Origin of the sequence: Flavobacterium erciyesense (assembly GCF_018069925.1) — a bacterium.
Classification (GTDB): Bacteria; Bacteroidota; Bacteroidia; order Flavobacteriales; family Flavobacteriaceae; genus Flavobacterium; species Flavobacterium erciyesense.
The window spans coordinates 38,005-61,382 of the sequence record NZ_JAGPXB010000014.1; the positions used below are offsets into that span (position 1 = coordinate 38,005).

General features: G+C 35.0%; 38 protein-coding genes. 37 read left to right on the forward strand and 1 reads right to left on the reverse strand.

From position 1 onward, the window contains the following. Window positions 1-4 precede the first annotated feature (4 nt). The 34 genes from rpsJ to ctlX all read left to right on the forward strand — a co-directional run bounded on the left by rpsJ (window position 5) and on the right by ctlX (window position 20,563). Entirely contained in the window at window positions 5-310 is a 306-nt protein-coding gene (gene rpsJ / locus KBJ98_RS12775) for a 30S ribosomal protein S10 (protein WP_007803605.1), read from the forward strand. 370 nt (window positions 311-680) lie between these two features. Next, window positions 681-1,298: a 50S ribosomal protein L3 gene (gene rplC / locus KBJ98_RS12780; protein ID WP_072945403.1), complete on the forward strand. Its 618-nt coding sequence runs from the start codon at window positions 681-683 to the stop codon at window positions 1,296-1,298. After that, complete coding sequence (gene rplD / locus KBJ98_RS12785) at window positions 1,298-1,927, forward strand: 50S ribosomal protein L4 (protein ID WP_166138152.1); 630 nt, start codon at window positions 1,298-1,300, stop codon at window positions 1,925-1,927. The genes rplC and rplD overlap by 1 nt, the downstream gene beginning before the upstream one ends. 6 nt (window positions 1,928-1,933) lie before the next feature. Beyond that, window positions 1,934-2,224: a 50S ribosomal protein L23 gene (gene rplW / locus KBJ98_RS12790; RefSeq protein ID WP_166138155.1), complete on the forward strand. Its 291-nt coding sequence runs from the start codon at window positions 1,934-1,936 to the stop codon at window positions 2,222-2,224. Between the two features lie 6 nt (window positions 2,225-2,230). Further along, entirely contained in the window at window positions 2,231-3,055 is an 825-nt protein-coding gene (gene rplB / locus KBJ98_RS12795) for a 50S ribosomal protein L2 (RefSeq protein ID WP_166138158.1), read from the forward strand. 6 nt (window positions 3,056-3,061) lie between these two features. Further along, entirely contained in the window at window positions 3,062-3,340 is a 279-nt protein-coding gene (gene rpsS, locus KBJ98_RS12800) for a 30S ribosomal protein S19 (protein WP_007136562.1), read from the forward strand. Window positions 3,341-3,346: 6 nt separating this feature from the next. Beyond that, entirely contained in the window at window positions 3,347-3,760 is a 414-nt protein-coding gene (rplV, locus tag KBJ98_RS12805) for a 50S ribosomal protein L22 (RefSeq protein ID WP_024981512.1), read from the forward strand. 5 nt (window positions 3,761-3,765) lie between these two features. Beyond that, window positions 3,766-4,524, forward strand: coding sequence for a 30S ribosomal protein S3 (gene rpsC / locus KBJ98_RS12810; RefSeq protein ID WP_121337683.1), 759 nt, complete (start codon window positions 3,766-3,768; stop codon window positions 4,522-4,524). Between the two features lie 18 nt (window positions 4,525-4,542). Continuing rightward, a complete protein-coding gene (gene rplP / locus KBJ98_RS12815) occupies window positions 4,543-4,968 on the forward strand; it encodes a 50S ribosomal protein L16 (protein WP_017495016.1) in 426 nt (141 codons plus the stop codon). 11 nt (window positions 4,969-4,979) lie between these two features. Continuing rightward, window positions 4,980-5,165: a 50S ribosomal protein L29 gene (gene rpmC / locus KBJ98_RS12820; RefSeq protein WP_166138161.1), complete on the forward strand. Its 186-nt coding sequence runs from the start codon at window positions 4,980-4,982 to the stop codon at window positions 5,163-5,165. Between the two features lie 17 nt (window positions 5,166-5,182). Then, the gene (gene rpsQ / locus KBJ98_RS12825) at window positions 5,183-5,443 is read left to right on the forward strand and encodes a 30S ribosomal protein S17 (protein ID WP_166138164.1); all 261 of its coding nucleotides are present in this window, start codon (window positions 5,183-5,185) and stop codon (window positions 5,441-5,443) included. Window positions 5,444-5,445: 2 nt separating this feature from the next. Continuing rightward, window positions 5,446-5,814 carry a 50S ribosomal protein L14 gene (rplN, locus tag KBJ98_RS12830; protein ID WP_026717863.1) on the forward strand — a complete coding sequence of 123 codons (369 nt, stop codon included), beginning with the start codon at window positions 5,446-5,448 and terminating at the stop codon, window positions 5,812-5,814. Window positions 5,815-5,825: 11 nt separating this feature from the next. Further along, a complete protein-coding gene (rplX, locus tag KBJ98_RS12835; RefSeq protein ID WP_166138168.1) occupies window positions 5,826-6,140 on the forward strand; it encodes a 50S ribosomal protein L24 in 315 nt (104 codons plus the stop codon). Window positions 6,141-6,142: 2 nt separating this feature from the next. Then, complete coding sequence (gene rplE, locus KBJ98_RS12840; RefSeq protein ID WP_166138172.1) at window positions 6,143-6,694, forward strand: 50S ribosomal protein L5; 552 nt, start codon at window positions 6,143-6,145, stop codon at window positions 6,692-6,694. A gap of 3 nt (window positions 6,695-6,697) precedes the next feature. Then, a complete protein-coding gene (gene rpsN / locus KBJ98_RS12845) occupies window positions 6,698-6,967 on the forward strand; it encodes a 30S ribosomal protein S14 (RefSeq protein ID WP_026707007.1) in 270 nt (89 codons plus the stop codon). A 124-nt stretch (window positions 6,968-7,091) separates the two neighbouring features. Beyond that, window positions 7,092-7,490, forward strand: a complete 399-nt coding sequence (gene rpsH / locus KBJ98_RS12850) for a 30S ribosomal protein S8 (RefSeq protein ID WP_086452756.1) — start codon at window positions 7,092-7,094, stop codon at window positions 7,488-7,490. Between the two features lie 18 nt (window positions 7,491-7,508). After that, a complete protein-coding gene (gene rplF / locus KBJ98_RS12855) occupies window positions 7,509-8,051 on the forward strand; it encodes a 50S ribosomal protein L6 (protein ID WP_210791229.1) in 543 nt (180 codons plus the stop codon). An 11-nt stretch (window positions 8,052-8,062) separates the two neighbouring features. Beyond that, window positions 8,063-8,413, forward strand: a complete 351-nt coding sequence (gene rplR / locus KBJ98_RS12860) for a 50S ribosomal protein L18 (protein ID WP_121925772.1) — start codon at window positions 8,063-8,065, stop codon at window positions 8,411-8,413. Between the two features lie 6 nt (window positions 8,414-8,419). Continuing rightward, entirely contained in the window at window positions 8,420-8,947 is a 528-nt protein-coding gene (gene rpsE / locus KBJ98_RS12865) for a 30S ribosomal protein S5 (protein WP_166138177.1), read from the forward strand. A gap of 12 nt (window positions 8,948-8,959) precedes the next feature. After that, window positions 8,960-9,142: a 50S ribosomal protein L30 gene (gene rpmD, locus KBJ98_RS12870; RefSeq protein ID WP_210791232.1), complete on the forward strand. Its 183-nt coding sequence runs from the start codon at window positions 8,960-8,962 to the stop codon at window positions 9,140-9,142. 11 nt (window positions 9,143-9,153) lie between these two features. After that, a complete protein-coding gene (gene rplO, locus KBJ98_RS12875) occupies window positions 9,154-9,606 on the forward strand; it encodes a 50S ribosomal protein L15 (RefSeq protein ID WP_166138183.1) in 453 nt (150 codons plus the stop codon). A 13-nt stretch (window positions 9,607-9,619) separates the two neighbouring features. After that, complete coding sequence (gene secY, locus KBJ98_RS12880; RefSeq protein WP_166138186.1) at window positions 9,620-10,966, forward strand: preprotein translocase subunit SecY; 1,347 nt, start codon at window positions 9,620-9,622, stop codon at window positions 10,964-10,966. 4 nt (window positions 10,967-10,970) lie between these two features. Then, window positions 10,971-11,186 carry a translation initiation factor IF-1 gene (infA, locus tag KBJ98_RS12885; RefSeq protein WP_007136545.1) on the forward strand — a complete coding sequence of 72 codons (216 nt, stop codon included), beginning with the start codon at window positions 10,971-10,973 and terminating at the stop codon, window positions 11,184-11,186. A gap of 12 nt (window positions 11,187-11,198) precedes the next feature. Next, window positions 11,199-11,315: a type B 50S ribosomal protein L36 gene (gene ykgO / locus KBJ98_RS12890; RefSeq protein WP_008992256.1), complete on the forward strand. Its 117-nt coding sequence runs from the start codon at window positions 11,199-11,201 to the stop codon at window positions 11,313-11,315. Window positions 11,316-11,317: 2 nt separating this feature from the next. Then, window positions 11,318-11,692, forward strand: coding sequence for a 30S ribosomal protein S13 (gene rpsM, locus KBJ98_RS12895; RefSeq protein ID WP_210791234.1), 375 nt, complete (start codon window positions 11,318-11,320; stop codon window positions 11,690-11,692). Between the two features lie 8 nt (window positions 11,693-11,700). After that, window positions 11,701-12,084, forward strand: coding sequence for a 30S ribosomal protein S11 (rpsK, locus tag KBJ98_RS12900; RefSeq protein WP_024981527.1), 384 nt, complete (start codon window positions 11,701-11,703; stop codon window positions 12,082-12,084). Between the two features lie 95 nt (window positions 12,085-12,179). After that, complete coding sequence (gene rpsD, locus KBJ98_RS12905; protein ID WP_166138191.1) at window positions 12,180-12,785, forward strand: 30S ribosomal protein S4; 606 nt, start codon at window positions 12,180-12,182, stop codon at window positions 12,783-12,785. Between the two features lie 21 nt (window positions 12,786-12,806). Then, window positions 12,807-13,799, forward strand: a complete 993-nt coding sequence (locus KBJ98_RS12910; protein ID WP_035668087.1) for a DNA-directed RNA polymerase subunit alpha — start codon at window positions 12,807-12,809, stop codon at window positions 13,797-13,799. 63 nt (window positions 13,800-13,862) lie between these two features. Beyond that, window positions 13,863-14,351: a 50S ribosomal protein L17 gene (rplQ, locus tag KBJ98_RS12915; RefSeq protein ID WP_210791236.1), complete on the forward strand. Its 489-nt coding sequence runs from the start codon at window positions 13,863-13,865 to the stop codon at window positions 14,349-14,351. Between the two features lie 176 nt (window positions 14,352-14,527). Then, entirely contained in the window at window positions 14,528-15,625 is a 1,098-nt protein-coding gene (gene carA / locus KBJ98_RS12920; RefSeq protein ID WP_210791238.1) for a glutamine-hydrolyzing carbamoyl-phosphate synthase small subunit, read from the forward strand. Window positions 15,626-15,847: 222 nt separating this feature from the next. Continuing rightward, entirely contained in the window at window positions 15,848-17,140 is a 1,293-nt protein-coding gene (gene eno, locus KBJ98_RS12925) for a phosphopyruvate hydratase (protein ID WP_210791240.1), read from the forward strand. A 156-nt stretch (window positions 17,141-17,296) separates the two neighbouring features. Next, window positions 17,297-18,580, forward strand: a complete 1,284-nt coding sequence (locus KBJ98_RS12930; RefSeq protein WP_210791241.1) for a citrate synthase — start codon at window positions 17,297-17,299, stop codon at window positions 18,578-18,580. 65 nt (window positions 18,581-18,645) lie between these two features. Further along, complete coding sequence (locus KBJ98_RS12935) at window positions 18,646-19,560, forward strand: dimethylarginine dimethylaminohydrolase family protein (protein WP_210791243.1); 915 nt, start codon at window positions 18,646-18,648, stop codon at window positions 19,558-19,560. Window positions 19,561-19,627: 67 nt separating this feature from the next. Next, on the forward strand, window positions 19,628-20,563 hold the full coding sequence (gene ctlX / locus KBJ98_RS12940; protein ID WP_210791245.1) for a citrulline utilization hydrolase CtlX: 936 nt from the start codon (window positions 19,628-19,630) through the stop codon (window positions 20,561-20,563). A gap of 58 nt (window positions 20,564-20,621) precedes the next feature. Here the strand turns inward: ctlX and KBJ98_RS12945 are convergent, their stop codons facing one another. Then, window positions 20,622-21,251, reverse strand: a complete 630-nt coding sequence (locus tag KBJ98_RS12945; protein ID WP_166138212.1) for a MarC family NAAT transporter — start codon at window positions 21,249-21,251, stop codon at window positions 20,622-20,624. A gap of 145 nt (window positions 21,252-21,396) precedes the next feature. Between KBJ98_RS12945 and KBJ98_RS12950 the strand changes: the two genes are divergently transcribed. From KBJ98_RS12950 to KBJ98_RS12960, 3 genes are all read left to right on the forward strand, one after another. Further along, window positions 21,397-21,765 carry a CoA-binding protein gene (locus KBJ98_RS12950; RefSeq protein ID WP_166138215.1) on the forward strand — a complete coding sequence of 123 codons (369 nt, stop codon included), beginning with the start codon at window positions 21,397-21,399 and terminating at the stop codon, window positions 21,763-21,765. 122 nt (window positions 21,766-21,887) lie between these two features. Further along, on the forward strand, window positions 21,888-22,508 hold the full coding sequence (gene recR, locus KBJ98_RS12955) for a recombination mediator RecR (protein WP_210791291.1): 621 nt from the start codon (window positions 21,888-21,890) through the stop codon (window positions 22,506-22,508). A 75-nt stretch (window positions 22,509-22,583) separates the two neighbouring features. Further along, window positions 22,584-23,375: a polysaccharide biosynthesis/export family protein gene (locus KBJ98_RS12960; RefSeq protein ID WP_210791247.1), complete on the forward strand. Its 792-nt coding sequence runs from the start codon at window positions 22,584-22,586 to the stop codon at window positions 23,373-23,375. Window positions 23,376-23,378 lie beyond the last annotated feature (3 nt).

A 23,378-nucleotide genomic window follows, 5' to 3' on the forward strand; every position in this document is an offset into this window, starting at 1 on the left:
GAAAATGAGTCAAAAAATCAGAATAAAATTAAAATCTTACGATCACATGTTGGTAGACAAGTCTGCTGAGAAGATTGTAAAAACAGTAAAAACTACTGGTGCTGTTGTAACTGGTCCTATTCCGTTGCCAACTCACAAAAAATTGTTTACAGTATTGCGTTCACCGCACGTAAACAAAAAAGCAAGAGAGCAGTTTGAAGTAATGTCATACAAGAGATTGATTGATATTTATTCATCTTCATCAAAAACTATTGATGCTTTAATGAAACTTGAATTGCCAAGTGGAGTAGAAGTAGAAATAAAAGTATAATTTTTTTATATTTTAATAAAAAAAGCGAAGCAGAAATGTTTCGCTTTTTTTTATGTTTTTTTATTTGCTTTTTTATTATGTTTTTTTGATAAAAAATCTTGTAATCCCTTGTGAATCGGGTGTTTTAATGGTTTTTCTCAACTTTATTTTTTGGTTTTTTTGATTGGCAAATAATGGGTTTGTGACCTGATTTTTGATCGCAAAATTTTTTGTTTTCTGTTTTTTGTTTTCTTTAATTGTGATAATGAGGGATTTAATTTTTGTAACTGTTTGGTATATTCGATTTTAATATATACTTTTGCACTCCCTGTTTGAAAGCTTCTGTTGTTTTCAAATTGAAGGGAGTTTTAGTAATTAATAATTAATATTTATGTCTGGGTTAATTGGTAGAAAAATCGGCATGACTAGTATTTTCGACGAAAACGGGAAAAACATTCCTTGTACAGTAATCGAAGCAGGTCCATGCGTTGTTACCCAAGTCAGAACCAAAGGTGTTGACGGGTATGAAGCGTTGCAACTAGGTTTCGATGACAAAAACGAGAAACATTCCACAAAAGCGGCTTTAGGTCACTTTAAAAAAGCGGGAACTGTTGCTAAGAAAAAAGTCGTTGAATTCCAAGATTTTGCAACTGAACAAAAATTAGGAGATCTTATTGATGTTTCTATTTTTGCTGAAGGAGAGTTTGTAGATGTACAAGGTGTATCTAAAGGTAAAGGTTTTCAAGGGGTTGTAAAACGTCACGGTTTTGGTGGTGTTGGTCAAGCAACTCACGGTCAACACAACCGTTTAAGAGCGCCAGGTTCTGTGGGAGCTTCTTCTTATCCATCTAGAGTATTCAAAGGAATGCGTATGGCTGGTAGAATGGGAGGAGACAATGTAAAAGTTCAAAACCTTAGAGTTTTAAAAGTAGTTGCTGAGAAGAACCTACTTGTTATTAAAGGATGTGTTCCTGGTCATAACAACTCTTATGTAATCATTCAGAAGTAATGGAAGCAAAAGTATTAGATTTCAACGGAAAAGATACTGGAAGAAAAGTGCAACTTTCTGATTCAGTATTTGGTATCGAACCAAACAAACACGCTGTATACCTTGATGTGAAGCAATATCTTGCTAATCAAAGACAAGGGACGCACAAAGCTAAAGAAAGAGCTGAAGTAGCGGGAAGTACACGTAAAATTAAAAAACAAAAAGGAACTGGTACTGCTCGTGCGGGTAGTGCAAAGAATCCATTGTTTAAAGGTGGTGGAACTGTTTTTGGACCAAGACCAAGAAGTTATTCATTCAAATTGAATAAAAGCTTGAAGCGTTTGGCTAGAAAATCAGCTTTCTCACTTAAAGCTAAAGAGTCAAACATTATCGTTCTTGAAGACTTTAATTTTGAAACTCCAAACACTAAAAATTTCATTAACGTTTTGAAAGCTTTAGAGTTAGAAAATAAAAAATCATTATTTGTATTGGGTGATACCAATAAAAATGTATATTTGTCCTCACGTAATTTGAAGGGTTCAAATGTTGTAAGTAGCTTAGAATTAAGTACTTATGATATTTTAAATGCTAATAATTTAGTTCTTTTAGAGAGTTCTTTGGAGGTAATTGAAGAAAATTTAAGTAAATAATAGGATATGAGCATCATAATTAAGCCTATAGTAACGGAAAAAGTAACCAAAGAAAGTGAAGTTTTAAACCGCTTCGGATTTGTTGTGAACAGAAAAGCAAACAAAGTTGAGATTAAGAAAGCTGTTGAAGCTGCTTATGGAGTAACTGTTTTGAGTGTGAACACAATGAACGTAAGACCGGATAGAACTACAAAATACACTAAAAGTGGTTTAATCAGTGGAAAGACAAATGCAATCAAAAAAGCAATTGTTCAAGTACAAGAAGGAGAAACAATTGATTTTTACAACAATATCTAAGATAAAATGTCAGTAAGAAAATTAAAACCTATTACCCCAGGTCAGCGATTTAGAGTTGTGAATGGTTATGACGCCATTACAACTGATAAGCCGGAACGCTCTTTGATAGCGCCGATAAAAAACTCTGGAGGTAGAAATAGTCAAGGAAAGATGACCATGCGTTATACGGGTGGTGGTCACAAGCAGAGATATCGTATTATTGATTTTAAACGTGCTAAGGATGGTATTCCTGCTACCGTAAAATCAATCGAATACGATCCAAATCGTACTGCTTTTATCGCATTATTAGCTTATGCTGATGGTGAGAAAACATATATTATTGCACAAAACGGTTTGAAAGTAGGACAGAAATTAGTTTCTGGTCCAGAATCTCAGCCTGAAATTGGTAATACTTTGCCTTTAAGTAGAGTTCCACTAGGAACTGTTATTTCTTGCATCGAGTTACGTCCAGGTCAAGGAGCAGTTATTGCTCGTTCAGCTGGTACTTTTGCTCAGTTAATGGCAAGAGATGGAAAATATGCAACAATTAAAATGCCATCTGGAGAAACAAGATTGATCTTGTTGACTTGTTCGGCTACAATTGGAGCTGTATCGAATTCAGATCATCAATTAGTAGTATCAGGAAAAGCTGGTAGAACTAGATGGTTAGGAAGAAGACCTAGAACAAGACCTGTTGCAATGAACCCTGTCGATCACCCAATGGGTGGTGGTGAAGGACGTTCTTCTGGTGGACATCCACGTTCAAGAAATGGAATACCAGCTAAAGGTTATAGAACTCGTTCTAAGAAAAACCCGAGTAATAAGTATATCGTAGAACGTAGAAAGAAATAATAAGATATGGCACGTTCATTAAAAAAAGGACCTTTCGTTCATTATAAGTTAGATAAGAAAGTTCAGGAAAACATAGCAGGTGGAAACAAAGGAGTAGTTAAGACTTGGTCTAGAGCTTCTATGATTACTCCAGATTTTGTTGGTCAAACTATCGCAGTTCACAACGGTCGTCAATTTGTACCGGTATACGTAACTGAGAACATGGTAGGTCACAAATTAGGAGAATTTTCACCAACTAGATCTTTTAGAGGTCATGCTGGAGCAAAAAATAAAGGTAAAAAATAAGAAGCAATGGGAGTTCGTAAAAGAGAAACAGCAGATGCGAGAAAAGAGGCTAATAAGTCTATTGCTTTCGCAAAATTGAATAACTGCCCTACTTCACCTAGAAAAATGCGCTTAGTAGCGGACTTGGTAAGAGGTCAGAAGGTAGAAAGAGCACTTAACATTTTGAGATTTAGTTCTAAAGAAGCTTCAAGAAAATTAGAAAAATTATTATTATCTGCGATCAACAACTGGGAGCAAAAAAATAGTGAAGCTAGTTTAGAAGAAGCTGGATTATTTGTTAAGGAAATCCGTGTAGATGGTGGTATGATGTTGAAAAGACTTCGTCCAGCACCACAAGGAAGAGCACACAGAATAAGAAAACGTTCTAACCACGTAACAATCGTGTTAGGAGCTATCAATAACACACAAAGCAATTCTTAAGCAGCATGGGACAAAAGACAAATCCAATTGGAAATAGACTTGGTATCATCAGAGGATGGGACTCAAACTGGTATGGTGGAAATGATTACGGTGATAAATTAGCCGAAGATCATAAAATCAGAAAGTATATCCACGCTCGTTTATCAAAAGCTAGTGTATCTAAAGTAATCATCGAGAGAACTTTGAAACTTGTAACCGTTACTATCACTACTGCTAGACCTGGTATCATTATCGGAAAAGGCGGACAAGAGGTAGACAAGTTGAAAGAAGAACTTAAGAAAGTTACTGACAAAGAGGTTCAAATCAATATTTTTGAAATCAAAAGACCTGAGCTTGACGCGTATCTAGTTGCTACAAGCATCTGTCGTCAAATCGAAAGCAGAATTTCTTACAGACGTGCAATTAAAATGGCTATTGCTGCTTCTATGCGTATGAACGCTGAAGGTATCAAAGTTTTAATTTCTGGTCGTTTGAATGGTGCTGAGATGGCTCGTTCAGAAGGTTTCAAAGAAGGTAGAATTCCTCTATCAACTTTCAGAGCTGATATTGATTATGCTTTGGCAGAAGCTCATACTACTTATGGTAGAATGGGAATCAAAGTATGGATCATGAAAGGTGAAGTTTATGGAAAGAGAGATCTTTCTCCACTAGCCGGAATGGACAAAAAACAATCTGGTGCCGGTGGTAAAGGTGGTGATTCTCCAAGAGGAGATAGAAAGCCTTTCAACAAAGGTGGAAAGCCAGACGCTCGTAAACGAAAGTAATTTTTAAAGTAAAGAAAAATGTTACAGCCTAAAAGAACAAAATACCGTAAGGTACAAAAGGGTAAAATGAAAGGGAATTCTCAAAGAGGGCATGAACTTTCAAATGGAATGTTTGGAATTAAATCTGTACATGAAGATGGAATGTTCTTAACCTCTCGTCAAATCGAAGCTGCACGTATTGCTGCAACTCGTTACATGAAAAGAGAAGGACAATTATGGATTAAAATATTTCCAGACAAACCTATCACTAAGAAGCCTTTAGAGGTACGTATGGGTAAAGGTAAAGGAGCAGTTGAGTATTGGGCTGCTGTTGTTAAACCCGGAAGAATTATGTTTGAAGTTGGAGGAGTACCTTTGTCAGTTGCAAAAGAGGCGTTACGCCTTGCAGCTCAAAAGCTTCCAGTAAAAACTAAGTTTGTCGTAGCTAGAGATTTCGAAGCATAATCTATATTATTATGAAACAATCAGAAATAAAAAATCTTTCTGCAGCAGAGTTGCAAGAGAAGCTTAGCCAGACTAAGAAAACCTATGCTGATCTAAAAATGGCTCACGCTATTTCACCAATTGAGAATCCACTTCAAATTAGAATCGTGAGAAGAACAGTTGCAAGATTAGCTACCGAACTTACTAAAAGACAATAACTGTAGTCTGCTGAAAGATGGAAGAAAAAAGAAATTTAAGAAAAGAGAGAATTGGTGTTGTAACTTCTGACAAAATGGATAAGTCTATTGTTGTTGCTGAAGTACGTAGAGTAAAACACCCATTATACGGTAAGTTCGTGTTGAAAACTAAAAAGTATCACGCACACGACGAAATGAACGACTGCAATGTTGGAGATACAGTAAGGATTAGTGAAACACGTCCTTTGAGTAAAACAAAATGTTGGAGGTTAGTTGAAATCTTAGAAAGAGCTAAATAATTATGGTACAACAAGAATCAAGACTAAAAGTAGCAGATAACACTGGAGCAAAGGAAGTTTTAACTATCCGTGTTTTAGGAGGTACTAAAAGAAGATATGCCTCTGTTGGTGACAAAATTGTAGTTTCTATCAAAGATACTGCTCCTAACGGAAGCGTTAAAAAAGGAGCTGTTTCAACTGCAGTTGTTGTACGTACCAAAAAAGAAGTGAGAAGAGCCGATGGTTCATACATCAGATTTGATGATAACGCTTGCGTTTTATTAAATGCTGCTGGTGAAATGAGAGGTACTCGTGTTTTTGGTCCAGTAGCAAGAGAACTTCGTGAAAAACAATTCATGAAAATTGTATCATTAGCACCAGAAGTGCTTTAATTCGTTTTAAGATGATAAAGCTAAAAATTAAATCAGGTGACATCGTAAGAGTAATTGCTGGAGATCACAAAGGTGCTGAAGGTAAAGTTTTACGTGTTGACCGCGAGAAAAACAAAGCAATTGTTGAAGGTGTAAATATGGTTTCTAAACATACGAAACCAAGTGCAAAAAGCCCTCAAGGTGGTATTGTAAAGAAAGAGGCTCCAATTCAAATTTCTAATATTTCTCTTATTGATCCTAAAACTAAGGAAACAACAAGAGTAGGTGTAAGAGTTGAAGGAGATAAGAAAGTAAGATTTTCAAAAAAATCTAATCAAGTACTATAGTAATGGCGTATATACCTAGACTAAAAGAAGAATATAAGAGCAGAGTAATTGCTGCTCTTAAAGAGGAATTCGGATACGTAAACGTAATGCAGGTTCCAAAATTGGACAAAATCGTTTTAAGTAAAGGAGTTGGTGCAGCTGTATCTGATAAAAAACTTATTGACTATGCAGTTGAGGAGTTAACAAAGATCACTGGACAGAAAGCAGTTTCTACAATTTCAAAGAAAGACGTTGCGTCATTTAAATTGAGAAAAGGAATGCCGATTGGAGCAAAAGTAACTTTACGTGGTGAAAGAATGTATGAGTTTTTAGATAGACTTATCACTTCAGCTTTACCACGAGTAAGAGACTTTAGCGGAATTAAAGCTACTGGTTTTGATGGAAGAGGTAATTATAACCTTGGAGTTTTAGAGCAAATCATTTTCCCTGAAATTGATATTGACAAAGTTAACAAGATTTCAGGAATGGATATCACTTTTGTAACTACTGCTAAAACAGATAAAGAAGCAAAGTCTCTATTAACAGAATTAGGATTACCTTTTAAAAAGAATTAAGACATGGCTAAAGAATCAATGAAAGCCCGTGAGGTGAAGAGAGAAAAAACAGTAGCAAAGTATGCTGAGAAAAGAAAAGCTTTGTTAGAAGCTGGAGATTTCGTAGGTTTGCAAAAGTTACCAAAAAACGCTTCCCCAGTTCGTTTGCACAATCGTTGTAAATTAACAGGTAGACCAAGAGGATATATGCGTCAATTCGGTATTTCACGTGTTACTTTTCGTGAAATGGCAAACAACGGATTGATTCCAGGTGTTAAAAAAGCATCTTGGTAATACGCAAGAGATTGCGTTCTGATACAGACTTGACTTTGTGTTAAGTCTGTATTATTGATATTTATAAATTGGTTTAAGGTTCAATAAATAGTTTATTGAAAACCAAGACCGCAAATTAATACATATGTATACAGATCCGATTGCTGATTATTTGACAAGAGTTCGTAATGCTGTGGCTGCAAACCACAAAGTTGTAGAAATTCCTGCATCTAATCTAAAAAAAGAAATAACTAAGATCCTTTTCGATCAAGGTTACATCTTGAGTTACAAATTTGAAGACAACGCTGTTCAGGGGTCTATCAAAATTGCTTTGAAGTATGATAAAGATACTAAGGAGTCAGTAATTAAAGATATCCAGAGAATTAGTAAACCAGGTTTACGTAAATACTCAAGTTCTGCTAATATCCCAAGAATCCTTAATGGATTAGGAATTGCAATTGTTTCAACTTCAAAAGGGTTGATGACAGGTAAGCAAGCGAAGCAGTTAAATGTGGGTGGTGAAGTAATTTGTTACGTATACTAATTTAAAGACTATAATAAGATGTCAAGAATAGGTAAAAATCCAATTGTAGTTCCTGCGGGTGTAACTGTTGAAGTTGCTAACGGTGTTATTACAGTTAAAGGAAAAAATGGTCAACTAACTCAGGAGTTTTCGGACGTCACTGTAACAGTTGAAGATGGTACTGTTCAAGTGAGCAGATCATCTGATCACAAAGATCAAAGAGCAAAGCACGGTTTATACAGATCATTAATCAACAATATGATTGTTGGTGTTACTGATGGTTTTACTAAATCATTAGAATTGGTTGGAGTTGGTTACAGAGCTTCAAATCAAGGACAAAAATTAGATTTAGCATTAGGTTTTTCGCACAATATTATTTTAGAGATTGCTCCAGAGGTAACTTTAGAAACTATATCTGAAAAAGGTAAAAACCCAATTGTTAAGTTAACATCATTTGACAAACAACTTTTAGGTCAAGTTGCTGCGAAAATCAGAGGTTTCCGTAAGCCAGAGCCATATAAAGGAAAAGGTGTTAAATTTGTGGGTGAAGTATTAAGAAGAAAAGCAGGTAAATCAGCTTAAAAAATAAGATTATGTCATTAACAAAACCTGAAAGAAGACAACGTATTAGATTCAGAATTAGAAAGACAATTAGTGGTACTGCTACTAATCCAAGACTATCTGTTTTTAGAAGTAACAAAGAAATTTACGCTCAATTAATTGATGATGTGAATGGAGTTACTTTATTGGCAGCTTCTTCAAGAGAAAAAGAAATAGGTAACGGTACGAACATTGAAGTGGCTACTGCAGTTGGAAAACTAGTTGCAGAAAAAGCTTTAAAGGCTGGTATAGAAGTAGTAACTTTCGATAGAGGAGGATACTTATACCACGGTCGTATTAAATCATTAGCAGAAGGCGCAAGAGCGGCTGGACTTAAATTCTAATATAGTATGTCTAATAGTAAATACAAGAATGTAGAGTTAGTAAAACCAACTGGTCTTGAATTAAAAGATCGTTTGGTAAGTGTAAATCGTGTTACTAAAGTTACAAAAGGTGGTAGAGCATTTGGTTTTTCTGCTATTGTAGTTGTAGGTGATGAAAACGGAGTAGTTGGACACGGATTAGGAAAATCTAAAGATGTTTCTGAAGCAATTGCGAAAGCAGTAGAAGATGCAAAGAAAAACTTAGTGAAAATTCCTTTGAATGGTCAATCTGTTCCTCACGAACAAAAAGGTAAATTTGGTGGTGCACGTGTATTTTTAATTCCTGCCTCTCATGGTACTGGAGTTATTGCTGGTGGAGCTGTTCGTTCAGTTTTAGAGTCAGTAGGAATTCATGATGTATTATCAAAATCTCAAGGATCTTCAAATCCTCACAACGTAGTTAAGGCGACTTTTGATGCTTTATTACAAATGAGAAGTGCTTACACTGTTGCAAAACAAAGAGGCGTTTCTTTAGAAAAAGTTTTTAAAGGTTAATTCAAGGAAATTATGGCTAAATTATTAGTAAAACAAGTTAGAAGCAAAATCAACTGTCCGCTTTCTCAAAAAAGAGGATTAGAAGCTTTAGGTCTACGTAAGATGGGACAAGTTGTAGAGCATGATTCAAACCCTACAATCCTTGGGATGATAAATAAAGTTAAACACTTAGTTTCTGTTGTAGAAGCTAAATAACAAATACTGTTATGAATTTAAGTAACTTACAACCTGCTGAAGGTTCTACACACAATCAAAATAAGAGATTAGGTAGAGGAGAAGGTTCTGGAAAAGGTGGTACTTCTGCAAGAGGTCACAAAGGAGCAAAATCTCGTTCTGGTTATTCTAAAAAGATTGGTTTTGAAGGAGGGCAAATGCCACTTCAAAGACGTGTACCTAAGTTTGGTTTTACAAACATCAATCGTAAGAACTACGAAGGTGTAAATCTTGATACACTACAACTTTTAGTTGATAATGGTGTTATTACAGATACTGTTGATATGACAGTTTACGTTGCTAACCGTTTGGCTACCAAAAATGAAATCGTTAAGATTTTAGGTAGAGGTGAATTGAAAGCAAAATTAAAAGTAACCGCTCACAAATTTACTGCTACTGCAAAAGCTGCTATTGAAGCTGCTGGTGGAGAAGCTGTAACAATGTAATTTTTCAATTAGTATGAAGAAATTTATTGAATCAATAAGTAATGTTTGGAAGATTGAAGAACTAAAGAATAGAATCTTGATGACAATCGGATTACTCTTGGTTTATCGTTTTGGAGCACAAGTTACCCTGCCAGGGATTGATGCTTCAGAGTTAGCTAATTTAGCTGGGCAAACTAAAGAAGGAATTGGTTCAATTCTTGATATGTTTACAGGAGGCGCATTTTCCCAAGCATCAGTTTTTGCTTTGGGAATTATGCCTTATATTTCTGCATCTATTGTGGTTCAGCTGATGGGAATTGCTATTCCTTATTTGCAAAAGCTTCAAAGTGATGGAGAGAGCGGTAGAAAGAAGATCAATCAAATCACACGTTGGTTAACTATTGGTATTACGCTTGTTCAAGGTCCTACTTACATTTATAATTTGTACAGAACTTTGCCGGCTAAAGCCTTCTTATTAGGGTTCAACTCTTTTGAGTTTTTATTCTCTTCAGTTGTAATTTTAGTTACGGGTACCATTTTTGCAATGTGGTTAGGGGAAAAAATTACTGATAAAGGTATTGGTAACGGAATCTCTCTATTGATTATGGTTGGTATTTTGGCTCGTTTGCCACAGGCATTCATTCAAGAGTTTACTACAAGGGTAACCAATAATAATGGTGGTCCAATGCTTTTAGTAATCGAAATTATTGTTTGGTTGTTAGTTATCATATCATGTGTCCTTTTGGTTATGGCTGTGAGAAAGATTCCAGTTCAGTATGCTCGTCGTACAACTTCTGGTGATTTTGAACAGGACATGCTTAACGGAAATAGGCAATGGATTCCATTAAAGCTTAATGCATCTGGTGTAATGCCAATTATATTTGCACAAGCTATTATGTTTATTCCTGCTGCACTTGCAGGTTTGTCTAAATCTGATGCGTCACAATCTATTGTTGGTGCTTTTAGTAACATGTTTGGATTTTGGTATAATTTAGTTTTTGCAACATTAATTATTGTATTCACTTTCTTTTATACTGCCATTACGGTTCCTACAAACAAGATGTCAGATGATTTGAAGCGTAGCGGTGGTTTCATTCCAGGTGTTAGACCAGGTGTTGAAACTTCTGATTACCTAGACAAGGTGATGTCCTTAATAACTTTTCCAGGTTCTTTATTTCTTGCCTTAATCGCTGTGTTCCCGGCAATTGTTGTAAGTGTTATGGATGTTCAGCAATCTTGGGCAATGTTTTTTGGAGGTACTTCATTAATAATTATGGTTGGAGTAGCTATTGACACAATGCAGCAAATCAATTCATATTTGTTGAATAAGCATTATGATGGTTTAATGAAAAGTGGTAAAAATAGAAAAGCGGTAGCTTAATCTTATGGCAAAACAATCAGCAATAGAACAAGACGGATCAATCATCGAAGCATTATCAAATGCGATGTTCCGTGTAGAATTAGAGAATGGGCATATTGTAATTGCGCACATTTCAGGAAAAATGCGAATGCATTATATTAAATTGCTTCCGGGTGATAAAGTAAAACTAGAAATGAGCCCTTACGATTTGTCTAAAGCAAGAATTACTTATAGATATTAAAGGATATTCAAAATGAAAGTTAGAGCTTCAGTAAAAAAGAGAAGTCCCGAGTGCAAAATTGTGCGAAGAAAAGGGAGATTGTACGTAATAAACAAAAAGAATCCTAGATTTAAACAAAGACAAGGATAATTATGGCAAGAATAGCAGGGGTAGATATCCCAAAAAATAAGAGAGGTGTTATTGCACTAACCTATATCTTCGGATTAGGTAGAAGTAGAGCTGTTGAGATTTTAGAAAAAGCTCAAGTAAGCCAAGATAAAAAAGTTCAAGATTGGAATGATGACGAGATCGGAGCAATTCGTGAGGCGGTATCAGCTTTTAAAATTGAAGGAGAATTACGTTCTGAGGTTTCTTTAAACATCAAGCGTTTAATGGATATTGGATGTTACAGAGGTATTCGTCATAGAACTGGTCTTCCGTTAAGAGGACAAAGAACTAAAAACAACTCTAGAACAAGAAAAGGTAAAAGAAAAACTGTTGCTAACAAGAAAAAAGCAACTAAATAATAAGTAATATGGCTAAAGCAACTGCAAAAAAACGTAAAGTTATCGTTGAATCAACGGGAGAAGCTCATATTTCTGCTACCTTCAATAACATCATCATTTCTTTGACTAACAAAAAAGGTGAAGTTATTTCTTGGTCATCAGCTGGTAAAATGGGCTTTAGAGGTTCTAAAAAGAATACTCCATATGCGGCTCAAATGGCAGCAGAAGACTGTAGTAAAGTAGCTCTTGAAGCTGGACTTAAAAAAGTGAAAGTATATGTTAAAGGACCAGGAAACGGACGTGAGTCTGCTATTCGTTCTTTACATAATGGTGGAATTGAAGTGACTGAAATCATTGACGTTACTCCAATGCCTCACAACGGATGTCGTCCTCCAAAAAGACGTAGAGTATAAAACTCAAAATTTAAGTAAATAGTATAACCTAGATTGAATATAGATTATCGAAGGATCCGACCTGAATTCATAATCTCAATCTTAAACAATTTAAAATGGCAAGATATACTGGTCCTAGTACAAGAATCGCTCGTAAATTTGGCGAGGCAATTTTCGGAGACGATAAAGCTTTCGAAAAAAGAAATTATCCTCCTGGACAACACGGGATGGCTAAAAAAAGAGGAAAAAAATCTGAATATGCTGTTCAATTAATGGAAAAGCAAAAAGCTAAATATTCTTATGGAATTTTAGAAAAACAATTCAGAAATTTATTCGAAAAAGCGTCAGCTACTAAAGGTGTTACTGGTGAAGTTCTTTTACAATTATGTGAGTCTAGATTAGACAACGTTGTATACAGAATGGGTATCGCTCCATCTAGAAGAGGTGCACGTCAAATCGTTTCTCACCGTCACATCACGGTAAATGGTGAAAATGTAAATATTCCTTCATACCACTTGAAACCAGGTGACGTAGTTGGTGTTCGTGAAAAATCTAAATCTATAGAGGCTATCGAACGTTCTTTATCTAATTCAAGTCATGTTTATGAGTGGATTACTTGGAACAATGAGACTAAATCTGGAACTTTCGTTACTGTACCAGCTAGACTTCAAATTCCAGAAAACATTAAAGAACAATTAATCGTAGAGTTGTACAACAAATAATAATTGACTTAGTCGAAATTTATGGCAATATTTAATTTTCAGAAGCCCGATAAAGTTATCATGATCGATTCAACCGATTTTGAAGGTAAGTTTGAATTTAGACCTTTAGAACCTGGTTACGGATTGACTGTTGGTAATGCACTTAGAAGAGTTTTGCTTTCTGCATTAGAAGGTTATGCAATTACATCTGTCCGCATAGAAGGTGTAGATCATGAGTTTTCTACTATTTCAGGAGTTGTTGAAGATGTTACCGAAATTATCTTAAATCTAAAACAAGTACGTTTCAAACGTCAAATTGAGGATATAGATAATGAATCAGTTACAATTTCTGTTTCAGGTAAAGATCAGTTAACAGCTGGTGATTTTCAAAAATTTATTTCAGGTTTCCAAGTTCTTAATCCAGAGCTTGTAATCTGTAATTTAGATAGCAAGATCAAACTTAATTTCGATTTAACTATTGAAAAAGGTAGAGGATACGTTCCTGCCGAGGAGAATAAAAAACAGAATGCTGCAATTGGAACGATTTTTACTGATTCTATCTTTACACCAGTAAAGAATGTAAAATACGCTATTGAAAACTTCCGTGTAGAGCAAAAAACAGATTATGAAAAATTAGTTTTTGAAATTAAAACTGATGGTTCAATCAATCCAAAAGATGCTTTGACTGAGGCTGCAAAAGTTTTAATTCACCATTTCATGTTATTCTCGGATGAAAGAATTACACTCGAGGCAGACGAAATTGCACAAACAGAATCGTATGATGAAGAGTCATTACACATGAGACAATTGCTTAAAACTAAGCTTGTTGATATGGATCTTTCTGTAAGAGCATTAAATTGCTTGAAAGCGGCTGAAGTTGATACACTTGGTGATTTAGTATCGTTCAATAAAAATGATCTAATGAAATTCCGTAATTTTGGTAAAAAATCTTTAACGGAACTAGATGAACTAGTTGCAATTAAGAATTTGAACTTCGGTATGGATTTAGCTAAATACAAACTAGATAAAGAATAAATTGCTTCATATTTTGATCTCCAAAGCGGATAGTATCAAGATGAAAGTATAAAAAAACACGTCATGAGACACGGAAAAAAATTCAATCACTTAAGCAGACAGACTGCACATAGAAAATCTATGTTAGCAAATATGGCTTGTTCTCTAATCGAGCACAAGCGTATTAATACTACTGTTGCTAAGGCAAAAGCGCTTAAACAATTTGTTGAGCCTTTAATTACAAAGTCAAAATCTGATACTACACACAACCGTCGTATTGTTTTTGCTTACTTACGTAGCAAGTATGCTGTTACTGATTTGTTCAGAGATGTAGCTGCTAAAGTAGGTGACCGTCCAGGTGGATACACTCGTATCATTAAAGTTGGAAATCGTTTAGGAGATAATGCTGATATGGCAATGATCGAATTAGTTGACTTCAATGAACTTTACAATGGTGGTAAAAAAGAAGTTAAAAAAGCTAAAAGCCGTCGTGGTGGTAAAGCTAAAAAAGCGGATGAGACTACAGAAGCTCCAGTTGCTGAGACTGAAACAACTACTGATTCTGCTGAGTAATTATGAGAATAATTGTTCAATAAAAATCAAGGATAAGCTACTCGTAGTTTATCCTTTTTTTTTAGCATTTTGTGAACAAATCTTCATCCTTTTATAATCAAAGGTTAATTAGTGATGCTCTAATTCTTATTGGGAGTCGCGCTAAAATTTATCATATTAAAATTCATAAACTACTAATGAAATACACAACACAACAAAAAGCTATACTTTTACTAAGTGACGGAACTATTTTTCATGGAAAATCTATCGGGATTTCAGGGAAAACATTTGGAGAGGTTTGTTTTAATACTGGAATGACTGGTTATCAAGAAATTTTTACTGATCCTTCGTATTTTGGGCAAATAATGGTAGCTACTAATGCGCATATCGGTAACTATGGTGTTAATGATTTAGAAATTGAGTCTGATGGAATTAAAATCGCAGGATTGGTATGTAAAAACTTTAGTTTTAATTACTCAAGAGCAGATGCTGAAGGTAGTTTAGAAGAATATTTTATTAAGCACAATTTGATCTCTATTTCAGATGTAGATACGCGTGCGCTTGTAAGTTACATTCGTGACAACGGGGCTATGAATGCTGTGATCTGTACTGACGGAACATCAGTAGAAGAGTTGAAAGAAGAATTAGCAGCTGTTCCTGACATGAAAGGACTAGAACTTGCATCGAAGGTATCAACTAAAGAACCGTATTTTTATGGTGATGAAAATGCTACTTATAAAGTTTCAGCTTTGGATTTAGGTATTAAAACCAACATTTTGCGAAACTTAGCCAAAAGAGATTGTTATATTAAAGTTTTTCCTTTTGATTCCTCTTACGAAGAATTAGCTGCTTTTGAGCCAAACGGGTATTTTTTATCTAATGGTCCCGGTGACCCTGAGCCTTTGGATAGTGCTATTGCTGTTGCAAAAGCCATCATCGCTGATAACAAACCATTGTTCGGTATTTGTTTGGGACATCAAATTATAGGTTTGGCCAATGGAGTATCTACTTATAAGATGTTCAATGGGCATCGCGGTATCAATCATCCAGTACAAAATTTAGTTACTGGAAAAGGTGAGATTACTTCGCAGAATCATGGTTTTGCAGTTAGTAAAGAGGAATTGGATGCAAATGAGGCTCTTGAAATTACACATTTGCACCTCAATGATGGTACCGTTGCGGGAATGCGCATGAAAGATAAAAATTGTTTTTCTGTTCAATACCATCCTGAAGCGAGTCCAGGGCCGCATGATTCATCGTATCTTTTTGATCAATTTATTCTGAATATGCAATAAAAATTGTTTTTTTAATTATGGATTGGGTCTAACTTTTAGTTAGGCCCTTTTTTTTGCTTTCGTGAATTATTTCATTTTCAAAAAAAAATAGTTCTTATAAATTAGTAAAAGCATTATTTCTCAAATATTTATATCGTTTTCGTTAATAACATTCATTTTTTTCATTCCATGGTTTCGAAAGATAGAATATATTTGTATTTTAAATTTTAAAAATTTTAGTATATGAGTATTATAATCAAAATTCACGCAAGACAAATTTTTGACTCAAGAGGAAATCCTACTATTGAAGTAGATGTAATTACAGACAATGGTGTTTTAGGTAGAGCTGCAGTTCCATCTGGAGCTTCAACTGGAGAGCATGAAGCTGTAGAATTACGCGATGGTGGAAAAGCATTTTTAGGAAAAGGAGTTTTGAACGCTGTGAAAAATGTAAATACCGTAATTGCTGAAGAGTTGGTTGGTGTTTCTGTTTTTGAACAAAATCACATAGACCAATTAATGATTGACTTAGATGGTACTCCAAACAAATCTAATTTAGGTGCAAATGCTATTTTAGGAGTTTCTTTAGCTGTTGCAAAAGCGGCTGCTAATGAATTAGGATTGCCTTTGTATAGATACGTAGGTGGTGTTTCTGCAAACACATTGCCTGTGCCAATGATGAATATTATCAATGGTGGTTCGCACTCTGATGCTCCGATTGCTTTTCAAGAATTTATGATTTTCCCTGTAAAGGCAACTTCATTTTCGCAATCCATGCAAATGGGTACTGAGATTTTCCATAGTTTGAAAAAAGTACTTCACGATAGAGGTTTGTCTACAGCAGTAGGTGATGAAGGTGGTTTTGCTCCAAACTTAGCTGGTGGTACTGAAGATGCTTTAGATACTATTAAATTAGCAGTTGAAAAAGCAGGATATTCTTTTGGCGACGAGATTATGATTGCTTTAGACTGCGCTGCGGCGGAGTTTTATGTAGATGGAAAATACGATTACTCTAAATTTGAAGGAGAAACTGGAAAAGTTAGAACTTCTGCTGAGCAAGTAGATTATTTGGCTGATTTAGCAACAAAATATCCAATCATTTCTATTGAAGATGGAATGGACGAAAATGACTGGGAAGGGTGGAAATTGTTAACAGAAAAAATTGGAGATAAAGTACAATTGGTTGGTGATGATTTATTTGTTACTAACGTAGAGCGCTTGTCAACTGGAATTGAAAAAGGTATTGCAAATTCAATCTTAATTAAAGTAAATCAAATTGGTACTTTAACAGAGACAATTGCAGCAGTAAATATGGCAAAAAATGCAGGTTATACATCTGTGATGTCACATCGTTCTGGCGAAACAGAGGATAACACTATTGCTGACCTTGCAGTAGCATTGAATTGCGGACAAATTAAAACAGGATCAGCTTCTCGTTCTGATCGTATGGCAAAATACAATCAACTATTGCGCATCGAGGAAGAATTAGGAAATACTGCCTATTTTCCTGGTAAAAATGCTTTCAAAATAAAGTAATTCTTACCTATTTCTTTTAAAAAGCCATTCGCTCCTAGTGAATGGCTTTTTTTTATTTTATTTAACAATTTCATTGTGGGATTCTCTTTTTAATTAGTCTGTAATTCCCTAAATTTGAGAAATTATTATTTAAAAAAGTTTATTTTCAATTATATTATGTCAAAGATAGCAACATTAGAGATTGATGGACAAAAAATTGAATTACCTGTAATTGTAGGTAGTGAAAATGAAGTGGCCATCGATGTGAACAAATTACGTGATTTAACAGGTGTAATCACACTTGATCCAGGTTATAAAAACTCAGGCTCTTGCAAGAGTGATATTACCTTTTTGGATGGTGAGTTAGGGATACTGCGTTATAGAGGATATGCTATTGAAGATTTGGCTGAAAAAGCAGATTTCTTAGAAGTATCTTACCTATTAATTTTTGGAGAACTTCCAACTGCCAATCAATTAGCGCAATTTGAAAATGATATTCGCAAATACACGCTTGTAAATGAGGAAATGAAAAACATCATTGATGGATTTCCTAAAACGGCTCATCCAATGGGTGTTTTAGCAGCTTTAACGAGTGCATTAACGGCGTTTAACCCTAAATCGGTTAACGTTGAAAACGAAAAAGAAATGTACGAGGCAGTTTGTAAAACAATGGGTAAATTCCTTGTTATTGCTACTTGGACATACAGAAAAAGTATGGGTTATCCGTTGAATTATTACGATAATACAAAAGGATACGTTGAAAACTTTATGCGTTTGATGTTTGAATTACCAACAGGTCCCTACTCAGCAAATCCTGTAGTAATTGATGCATTGGATAAATTATTTATTTTGCATGGTGACCACGAGCAAAACTGTTCTACTTCGACAGTACGTATGGTAGGTTCGTCACACGCTGGTTTGTTTGCTTCTATCTCTGCAGGTGTTTCAGCACTTTGGGGGCCATTACACGGAGGAGCCAATCAAGCTGTATTAGAAATGCTTGAAGAAATTCACAAAAACGGTGGTGATGCTGATAAATATATGGCTAAAGCCAAAGATAAAAACGATCCTTTCCGTTTGATGGGCTTTGGACATAGAGTTTATAAAAATTTTGACCCGCGTGCTAAAATTATCAAAAAAGCGGCTAATGAAGTATTAGCAACGCTTGGAGTAGAAGATCCAATTTTAGCAATTGCTAAAAAATTAGAAGAAGCAGCTCTTGAAGATGAATACTTCAAATCAAGAAACTTGTATCCTAACGTAGATTTCTATTCAGGAATTATATACAGAGCATTAGGTATTCCTACTGATATGTTTACGGTAATGTTTGCAATTGGGCGTTTACCAGGTTGGATCGCGCAATGGAAAGAAATGCGTGAAAATAAAGAGCCAATTGGGCGTCCAAGACAAGTGTATACTGGACATCCATTGAGAGAATTTGTTGCAACCGATAAAAGATAAAATCAGTTTAAAAAGCTTCACTAATTGGTGAAGCTTTTTTTATATTTGCCAAAAGCTAAAAATACATGTTAAAGTTAAATATCAAAACTGAAACTTCGCGGCTTCGAGCGGTAGTTTTAGGATCTGCAGTGAGTAACGGCCCAACTCCAAAAGCAGCTGAAGCTTATGATCCCAAATCATTAGAACATATTTTAGCTGGAACCTATCCTATCGAAGCAGATATGGTTCAAGAAATGAATGCATTTGATGCAGTTTTGAAGAAATATGAAGTTGAAGTTTATAGGCCAGAATGTATTGAAAACTACAATCAAATTTTCACGAGAGACATCGGATTTGTAATTGATGATGTTTTTGTAAAATCGAATATTTTACCCGATCGAGAACGCGAATTAGACGCCATAAATTATATCATTGACCAAATGGATCCGCTAAAAGTGGTGCGTCCTCCCGAAGAAGTGCATATTGAGGGTGGTGATGTAATGCTTTGGAATGATTACATTTTTATCGGAACCTATAAAGGGAGTGATTACGCTGATTATATTACTGCGCGCACCAATGGCTTGGGTGTTCGGTATATTAAGGATTTGTTTCCTCATAAAAAAGTAAAAGATTTTGATTTAGTTAAATCAAAAATAGAAGCCAGAGATAATGCACTGCATCTTGATTGCTGCTTTCAACCTGTTGGGAAAGACAAAGGGATTATCTATAAAAATGGTTTCAGAGAAGAAGCAGACTATGTTTTTTTGGTTGATCTTTTTGGAAAGGAAAATCTTTTTCACATTACTAGAGACGAAATGTACCACATGAATTCAAATATTTTTTCTATCGATGAAAAAGTGGTCGTTTCTGAACGTAATTTTACGCGATTAAACAATTGGCTGCGTTCACATGATTTTATCGTTGAGGAAATTCCATATGCTGAAATTGCCAAACAAGAAGGACTATTACGTTGTTCAACTTTGCCTTTAATTAGAGAATAAATAATGGTTTTAATGTTCAATGTTTGTAAAAGAACATTTTGAACTAACGAACTTTAAAATAAAATTTATGAAACAAACTACCAATTCAATAGTAATGATTCGTCCGGTGGCATTCCGAATGAACGAACAAACAGCTGTCAATAATTATTATCAAAAAGTAATCGATGGTTTGTTGCCAGCGACAGTTAATGCAAAAGCGCAACAAGAGTTTGATGCTTTTGTAGAAAAGTTACAAGTGGCAGGTATTGATGTTACCGTAATTGAGGACACGCTTAGCCCGGATACGCCGGATAGTATTTTTCCCAACAACTGGATTTCTTTTCATGAAAATGGTGATGTAGTTATGTATCCCATGTTTGCAGAGAATCGTCGTTTAGAACGCCGCGAGGATTTATTTGATGTGCTAGAAGAGAAAGGATTTGTAATTCAAGAGGTCATGGATTACACATCCGCAGAAGAAGATGGCTTTTTCTTAGAAGGCACCGGAAGCATTGTATTAGATCGCGCTAATGGAAAAGCATATTGTGCACTGTCTCCGAGAGCTGATGAGGAATTGTTTATCGAGTTTTGCGAGGATTATGATTTTGCTCCAGTTATTTTTGAAGCCTATCAAACAGTTGGTGAAGAGCGTAAAGTGATCTATCATACTAATGTTATGATGTGTATTGGTGAAACTTTTGCAGTAATTTGTGCTGATTGTATCGATGATAAGAAAGAGCGCAAAATGGTTTTAGACAATCTAAAAGAAAGTGGCAAAGATGTTATTTTGATTACAGAAGATCAAATGAATAATTTTGCAGGAAACATGTTAGAGCTGCGTGGTACCGATGATAAACGTTATGTGATCATGAGTGCTGCTGCGCACCAAGCCTTGAATGCAAAACAAATTGCTCAATTAGAAAAACATGCTGAAATTTTGAGTTCTAGTTTAGATACTATCGAAGCTTGTGGCGGAGGAAGTGCCCGATGTATGATGGCAGAGGTTTTTTTACCAAAAGCGTAAACAAATAAATATCAAAGAAATAAAGGGATTGGCTGTTCAAAAAGCAATCCCTTTTTTATTACACTAAGTTGCTTTTTATAATATTAATAATCGCGCTAACGATATATTGAATTCCGATGGCGATTACAATAAAGCCAATAATCCTTGAGATAGCTACAATACCAGATGCTCCAAGAAAATTTGCTAAGTAATGTGCGCTTCTAAGAATTATAAAAATGACCACCGCAATCGCTAAGATTGCAAAACAAGAGATGATAATTTCAAGGGTAGAATTATGTTCTTGGTAAAAGGCAATTAATAACGAGATAGACCCAGGACCTGCAAGCATTGGAATCGCAAGCGGAGTCAAAGCAATATCATTTCGTTTTTGAGCCTCATTTTCTACTTTTTTGTTAATTCCACGTTTCTTGGTGAATTTACCCGATAGTAACGAAAAACCAGAACTTACAATGATTATTCCACCCGCAATACGAAGTGCGTCAATGCTGATTCCAAAAAACAGTAAAACGTATTGTCCAATAAAAAACGAAACAATTAGAATGATAAAAACATTAATTGCAGTCCAAAGCGAAATTCTAGAGCGTTCTTTTTTGGTGTCGTTTTGTGTGAGTCCAACAAAAATTGGCACCGTTCCGATAGGGTTTAATACTGAAAAGAGGGCAACAAATAAGTAAATGAATAGATCCATAATTTTGATTTTATAAAGTAAAAGTACTGTTTTTTTGTTTTTTAGTGTTAATGGAATGTTTTTAATTGCGGGGCAAACTTAAAATTAAAAGCAGACTGTCTACAGCCTCTTTTTTGCGTACTTTTGTGGCTTATACCATTTGAAAATGACAAAAAATAAAAAAACTTTAGTTCTAGGAGCGAGTACAAAGCCAGATCGTTATGCTTTTAAAGCAGTTACAATGTTAACAGATAAAGGACATTCAGTATTAGCGGTAGGGCAAAATGCAGGCGAAGTAGCAGGAATAAAAATTCAAACTAAGGCAATTCCTTTAAAAAATATTGATACGGTAAGTTTATATTTAAATCCCGCTCGTCAAAGAGACTATTATAATTATATAGTTGAGGCGAAACCAAAACGAGTTATTTTTAATCCTGGAACTGAAAATCCAGAATTTTATCAGTTGCTAGAGTTAAACGGAATAAAAGTAGAAGTAGCTTGTACTTTGGTGCTATTGGCTACAAATCAATTTTAATGATACCTGGGCTTATTTGTATTGTATAAATTGTAAATTATTTGTTTTTTGGATGTTGGCGCTAGGCTGATGACGGAGCTGTGATGCACATTAAACGCAAACAAATTGCTATCTTTGTGGCTATGGAATTCTCTTCAAAATTAATAGAAAAAGCAGTTAACGAAATTTCACAATTGCCGGGTATTGGTAAACGAACGGCACTGAGATTGGCTTTGCATTTGCTAAAACAACCCAAAGATCAAACCGTTTTTTTATCGCAGGCATTGTTGTCCATGCGTGAGGATATTCAGTATTGTGAGAGTTGTCACAATATTTCAGATCAGGCGGTGTGTGAAATTTGCTCCAATAGTAATAGAAATCATCAACTCATTTGTGTAGTTGAAGACATCCGTGATGTAATGGCTATTGAAAATACAGGACAATTCAGAGGTATTTATCACGTTTTAGGAGGTAAAATATCTCCAATTGATGGGGTAGGTCCTAGTCAGTTGAATATTACTTCGCTTGTAAATAAAGTAAAAGAAGGTTTGGTCAGCGAAATTATCTTTGCCTTGAGTTCCACAATGGAGGGCGACACAACTAATTTTTTTATTTACAAACAAATTGCCGACTGTGATATCATTGTTTCAACAATTGCAAGAGGAATATCTGTAGGTGACGAATTAGAGTATGCTGATGAAGTTACCTTAGGGCGAAGTATATTGCATAGAGTTCCTTTTGAAAAATCCTTAAAAAATAATTAGATCTTTAAATACCAAAACAGACTTTTTATATCTTAAATGAAAAGCTATATTTGTGTTAAAAAAAAATAAAATATAATGAGCAAATCTGCACTCTACTTGTTTTTTGTTGTAAGTATCATGCTTACTTCGTGCATCTCAACCCAAGATTTAATTTATTTACAGCAAAAAGACAAGTCAAGTCCTACATCGCAAATTACAGCTTTAGAAGGTAAACCTTATCGCTTGCAGGTTAATGATGTTATTCGATTAAATATAAAAACTATTGATCCTAAATTAGCCCAGCTATTTAGTACAAACAACGATGGTGCGGCGGCAAGTCAATCTGAAGCGGGCTTGTATTTTGATGGTTTTACAGTAGATGATCATGGCAATATTCGTATTCCTGTTTTAGGAGAGATGAATGTAATTGGTTATACGCTTGAGGAAATTAGAGTGCGTATCGAAAAACAGTTGTTAGCAGAATATTTTAATAAAGAAGCCAATTTATTTGTTACCGTGAAATTGGCAGGACTGCGCTTTACCATTAATGGCGAAATTGGTGGTCCTGGTACAAAAACTATTTATCAGGAACAGGTTAATATCATGGAGGCTATTGCAAATTCTGGTGATATAACTATAACCGGCGATAGAAAAGCTGTGACTATAATTCGTAAAACCCCGACGGGCGTGCAAATAGGTGATATAGATTTGACGGATATCAATGTCATGAATTCTCCATATTACTATTTACAACCTAATGATTTTATCTATATTAAGCCATTGAAACAAAAAGTTTGGGGAACCGGGAAAACAGCTTTAGAGTCTTTCGGAACTGTAATGACTCTTTTTTCTGTGGTTTCCACTGTTTTCTTATTACTTAAAAATTAATAC

What these genes read in the sequence shown, in the direction of transcription:
- rpsJ (WP_007803605.1), top strand. Translation starts at nt 5, where the DNA reads ATGAGTCAAAAAATCAGAATAAAATTAAAATCTTACGATCACATGTTG.
- rplC (WP_072945403.1), top strand. Translation starts at nt 681, where the DNA reads ATGTCTGGGTTAATTGGTAGAAAAATCGGCATGACTAGTATTTTCGAC.
- rplD (WP_166138152.1), top strand. Translation starts at nt 1,298, where the DNA reads ATGGAAGCAAAAGTATTAGATTTCAACGGAAAAGATACTGGAAGAAAA.
- rplW (WP_166138155.1), top strand. Translation starts at nt 1,934, where the DNA reads ATGAGCATCATAATTAAGCCTATAGTAACGGAAAAAGTAACCAAAGAA.
- rplB (WP_166138158.1), top strand. Translation starts at nt 2,231, where the DNA reads ATGTCAGTAAGAAAATTAAAACCTATTACCCCAGGTCAGCGATTTAGA.
- rpsS (WP_007136562.1), top strand. Translation starts at nt 3,062, where the DNA reads ATGGCACGTTCATTAAAAAAAGGACCTTTCGTTCATTATAAGTTAGAT.
- rplV (WP_024981512.1), top strand. Translation starts at nt 3,347, where the DNA reads ATGGGAGTTCGTAAAAGAGAAACAGCAGATGCGAGAAAAGAGGCTAAT.
- rpsC (WP_121337683.1), top strand. Translation starts at nt 3,766, where the DNA reads ATGGGACAAAAGACAAATCCAATTGGAAATAGACTTGGTATCATCAGA.
- rplP (WP_017495016.1), top strand. Translation starts at nt 4,543, where the DNA reads ATGTTACAGCCTAAAAGAACAAAATACCGTAAGGTACAAAAGGGTAAA.
- rpmC (WP_166138161.1), top strand. Translation starts at nt 4,980, where the DNA reads ATGAAACAATCAGAAATAAAAAATCTTTCTGCAGCAGAGTTGCAAGAG.
- rpsQ (WP_166138164.1), top strand. Translation starts at nt 5,183, where the DNA reads ATGGAAGAAAAAAGAAATTTAAGAAAAGAGAGAATTGGTGTTGTAACT.
- rplN (WP_026717863.1), top strand. Translation starts at nt 5,446, where the DNA reads ATGGTACAACAAGAATCAAGACTAAAAGTAGCAGATAACACTGGAGCA.
- rplX (WP_166138168.1), top strand. Translation starts at nt 5,826, where the DNA reads ATGATAAAGCTAAAAATTAAATCAGGTGACATCGTAAGAGTAATTGCT.
- rplE (WP_166138172.1), top strand. Translation starts at nt 6,143, where the DNA reads ATGGCGTATATACCTAGACTAAAAGAAGAATATAAGAGCAGAGTAATT.
- rpsN (WP_026707007.1), top strand. Translation starts at nt 6,698, where the DNA reads ATGGCTAAAGAATCAATGAAAGCCCGTGAGGTGAAGAGAGAAAAAACA.
- rpsH (WP_086452756.1), top strand. Translation starts at nt 7,092, where the DNA reads ATGTATACAGATCCGATTGCTGATTATTTGACAAGAGTTCGTAATGCT.
- rplF (WP_210791229.1), top strand. Translation starts at nt 7,509, where the DNA reads ATGTCAAGAATAGGTAAAAATCCAATTGTAGTTCCTGCGGGTGTAACT.
- rplR (WP_121925772.1), top strand. Translation starts at nt 8,063, where the DNA reads ATGTCATTAACAAAACCTGAAAGAAGACAACGTATTAGATTCAGAATT.
- rpsE (WP_166138177.1), top strand. Translation starts at nt 8,420, where the DNA reads ATGTCTAATAGTAAATACAAGAATGTAGAGTTAGTAAAACCAACTGGT.
- rpmD (WP_210791232.1), top strand. Translation starts at nt 8,960, where the DNA reads ATGGCTAAATTATTAGTAAAACAAGTTAGAAGCAAAATCAACTGTCCG.
- rplO (WP_166138183.1), top strand. Translation starts at nt 9,154, where the DNA reads ATGAATTTAAGTAACTTACAACCTGCTGAAGGTTCTACACACAATCAA.
- secY (WP_166138186.1), top strand. Translation starts at nt 9,620, where the DNA reads ATGAAGAAATTTATTGAATCAATAAGTAATGTTTGGAAGATTGAAGAA.
- infA (WP_007136545.1), top strand. Translation starts at nt 10,971, where the DNA reads ATGGCAAAACAATCAGCAATAGAACAAGACGGATCAATCATCGAAGCA.
- ykgO (WP_008992256.1), top strand. Translation starts at nt 11,199, where the DNA reads ATGAAAGTTAGAGCTTCAGTAAAAAAGAGAAGTCCCGAGTGCAAAATT.
- rpsM (WP_210791234.1), top strand. Translation starts at nt 11,318, where the DNA reads ATGGCAAGAATAGCAGGGGTAGATATCCCAAAAAATAAGAGAGGTGTT.
- rpsK (WP_024981527.1), top strand. Translation starts at nt 11,701, where the DNA reads ATGGCTAAAGCAACTGCAAAAAAACGTAAAGTTATCGTTGAATCAACG.
- rpsD (WP_166138191.1), top strand. Translation starts at nt 12,180, where the DNA reads ATGGCAAGATATACTGGTCCTAGTACAAGAATCGCTCGTAAATTTGGC.
- KBJ98_RS12910 (WP_035668087.1), top strand. Translation starts at nt 12,807, where the DNA reads ATGGCAATATTTAATTTTCAGAAGCCCGATAAAGTTATCATGATCGAT.
- rplQ (WP_210791236.1), top strand. Translation starts at nt 13,863, where the DNA reads ATGAGACACGGAAAAAAATTCAATCACTTAAGCAGACAGACTGCACAT.
- carA (WP_210791238.1), top strand. Translation starts at nt 14,528, where the DNA reads ATGAAATACACAACACAACAAAAAGCTATACTTTTACTAAGTGACGGA.
- eno (WP_210791240.1), top strand. Translation starts at nt 15,848, where the DNA reads ATGAGTATTATAATCAAAATTCACGCAAGACAAATTTTTGACTCAAGA.
- KBJ98_RS12930 (WP_210791241.1), top strand. Translation starts at nt 17,297, where the DNA reads ATGTCAAAGATAGCAACATTAGAGATTGATGGACAAAAAATTGAATTA.
- KBJ98_RS12935 (WP_210791243.1), top strand. Translation starts at nt 18,646, where the DNA reads ATGTTAAAGTTAAATATCAAAACTGAAACTTCGCGGCTTCGAGCGGTA.
- ctlX (WP_210791245.1), top strand. Translation starts at nt 19,628, where the DNA reads ATGAAACAAACTACCAATTCAATAGTAATGATTCGTCCGGTGGCATTC.
- KBJ98_RS12945 (WP_166138212.1), bottom strand. Translation starts at nt 21,251, where the DNA reads ATGGATCTATTCATTTACTTATTTGTTGCCCTCTTTTCAGTATTAAAC.
- KBJ98_RS12950 (WP_166138215.1), top strand. Translation starts at nt 21,397, where the DNA reads ATGACAAAAAATAAAAAAACTTTAGTTCTAGGAGCGAGTACAAAGCCA.
- recR (WP_210791291.1), top strand. Translation starts at nt 21,888, where the DNA reads ATGGAATTCTCTTCAAAATTAATAGAAAAAGCAGTTAACGAAATTTCA.
- KBJ98_RS12960 (WP_210791247.1), top strand. Translation starts at nt 22,584, where the DNA reads ATGAGCAAATCTGCACTCTACTTGTTTTTTGTTGTAAGTATCATGCTT.